At 75.6% G+C, this 2,328-nt stretch carries 3 protein-coding genes and 1 pseudogene; all 4 read left to right on the top strand.

The genetic code is table 11. The features are described from left to right. A partial coding sequence (locus tag ACFOY6_RS23920) for a MotE family protein (protein WP_379652434.1) occupies positions 1–448 on the top strand: 448 nt, incomplete at its 5' end. Positions 449–488: 40 nt separating this feature from the next. Beyond that, positions 489–875 carry a chemotaxis response regulator CheY gene (locus tag ACFOY6_RS23915; protein ID WP_109517502.1) on the top strand — a complete coding sequence of 129 codons (387 nt, stop codon included), beginning with the start codon at positions 489–491 and terminating at the stop codon, positions 873–875. Next, on the top strand, positions 868–1,407 hold the full coding sequence (locus ACFOY6_RS23910; protein ID WP_109517503.1) for a protein phosphatase CheZ: 540 nt from the start codon (positions 868–870) through the stop codon (positions 1,405–1,407). Before ACFOY6_RS23915 ends, ACFOY6_RS23910 begins: the two co-directional genes overlap by 8 nt. Before the next feature lie 14 nt (positions 1,408–1,421). Then, positions 1,422–2,328: pseudogene (locus tag ACFOY6_RS23905) on the top strand (hypothetical protein); the annotation flags it as partial.

Here is a 2,328-nt window from a genome sequence, read left to right as displayed (position 1 = left end):
GCCCGCCGCCGCCCCGGCGGAGCCGCCTCCCGCCGCCGCGCCCTCGGACGAGGCGCTGGCCCGCGCGCTCCGCGCCCGCCGCCTGCAGCTCGACGAGCGCGAGCAGGCGATGGCGACGCGCGAGGCGGTGCTGGCGGCGGCCGAGAAGCGGCTGCAGGCGCGCATCGATTCGCTCTCCACCCTGCAGGCGCGCATCGAGGCCAGCGAGCGCGCCACGCAGGAGCGCGAGGCGGCGCACTGGGGCAGCCTGGCCCGGCTCTACGAGACCATGCGCCCGCGCGAGGCGGCGATGATCTTCAACGAGCTGGAGCTGCCGATCCTCGCGCAGATCGTCAACCGCATGCGCGAGCAGAAGGCCGCCCCCGTGTTCGGCGCCATGGACCCCGAGCGCGTGCGCGCCCTGACCTCGGAGCTGGCGCGCATGCGCGCCGCCCGCCCCGCGCTCTGAGCCCCCATCACCCCCAGCCGGCAGGACCCACCTTTCCGCCATGACCATCGACCGCAACATCAAGGTGCTCGTCGTCGACGACTACAAGACGATGACGCGCATCATCCGCAACCTGCTGAAGCAGATCGACTTCCACGACGCCGACGAGGCGGCCGACGGGCACGAGGCGCTGGCCAAGCTGCGCTCCGGCAATTTCGGCCTGGTCATCAGCGACTGGAACATGGCGCCGATGACCGGCCTCGAGCTGCTGAAGGAGGTGCGCGCCGATGCCCGTCTGAAGCACCTGCCCTTCATCATGGTCACGGCCGAGAGCAAGACGGAGAACGTCGTCGCCGCCAAGCAGGCGGGCGTCTCCAACTACATCGTCAAGCCGTTCAACGCCGAGACGCTGCGCGAGAAGATCGAGAAGGTGATGGCGCATGTCTGACACGAAGGACGCCATCGCCAAGGACGCCATCGCAGGCCTGCGCGGCGACCTGACGGCCACCGCCGCCTCGCTGCTGCAGGAGCTGGAGGGGCTCGGCCGCATCATCGCCACGGCGCGCGCCGAGGTGGCGGCGCTGCGGGCCGACGGCATCGACGAGAGCGTCATCCCGAGCGCGACCGACGAGCTGGCCGCCATCGTCAGCCACACCGCGCAGGCGACGCACGAGATCCTCGATGCCTGCGAGCAGCTCGAGACCATGGCCGGCGCCGCCCCGGCGCAGGCCGAGGCGCTGGTGGCCGCCACCACGCGCATCTACGAGGCCTGCGCCTTCCAGGACATCACCGGGCAGCGCATCGCCAAGGTGGTGACGGCGCTGCAGGCGATCGAGCAGCGCATCGGCCGCACCCGCGCCAGCTTCGCGGAGGAGGCCCAGCTGCTGCGGCAGGCGCCGCCCTCCACCGGGCTGCTGAACGGCCCGCAGCTGCCGGGCAACGCCATCAGCCAGTCCGCCATCGACGCGCTGTTCGACTGAGGATCCGCCGCCCCATGCCCCGGTCCGCCTCCACCCTGGCCCTGGCCCTGCTGCTGGGCGGCGGTGTGCTGCTGCCGGCGGCGCCGCCGCTGCGCGCCGCGGCCGGGCCCGGCGCCCCCGCGGTGGTTCCCCTGGCCGTGCCGGTGCGGGCCGGCGTGCATCCGGGCATGGGGCGCGTGGTGTTCGACTGGCCGGAGGCGCCCGGCTACTCGCTGGTGCAGGAAGGCGAGATGGTCGACCTGCGCTTCGGCACGGTGGTCCGCCTGGGGCTGGGCGGCGTGGTGGCGAAGCCGCCGCCGAATGTCCTGCGGGTGGAGCCGGTGCCGGGCGGGCTGCGGCTGCATCTGCGTCCCGGCGCCCGGCTGCGCCACTACCTGCTTGGCCCGCGCCTGGTGCTGGATGTGCTGGACCCGCCTGGCGCCAGCCCCACCCTGCCGCCGCGCCGCGTGGCTGAGCCCGCCCCGTCCCAGCCCGCCGCGTCCCAGCCCGCCGCGTCCCAGCCTGCCGTGTCCCAGCCCGCCGTGCCCCGGGCCGCTCCTTCGGCCGGGCCTGCCCGGGCTGAACCCGGTGCCGGCGCGCCTCCGGCCCTGGCCAGGCGGGAGGAGGCGGCGCTGGCCGCCATCGCGGCCCTGGCCAGGCAGGCCGAAGCACCTGCCGCGCCTGCGCCGGTCCCGCACCCCGCCATGGCGGGAGGAGACGCCGCCAGCCTGCCGGCGGAGGCGCCAGGCCGGTCCGTGCCAGGCCCGTCCGCCATGCCCAGCCCATCGCCCCCGCCGGCCGCTGCTGCGGCCACGGGTGCAGCGCCAGCCATTTCCCTCGCCGCGCCGCAGCCGGCGCCCCAGGCGGAGCCGCCCCGGCCGCAGCCCGTTCCGCCGCGGCCGCTGGCGCCCGCCTCCCTGGGCGGGTCGCCCACCGCCGATG

This window comes from Teichococcus aestuarii, from assembly GCF_042651065.1.
GTDB classification, from domain to species: Bacteria; Pseudomonadota; Alphaproteobacteria; order Acetobacterales; family Acetobacteraceae; genus Pseudoroseomonas; species Pseudoroseomonas aestuarii.
Note: the sequence above shows the minus strand (reverse complement) of the source record. Positions and strands in the feature narration are given on the sequence as shown.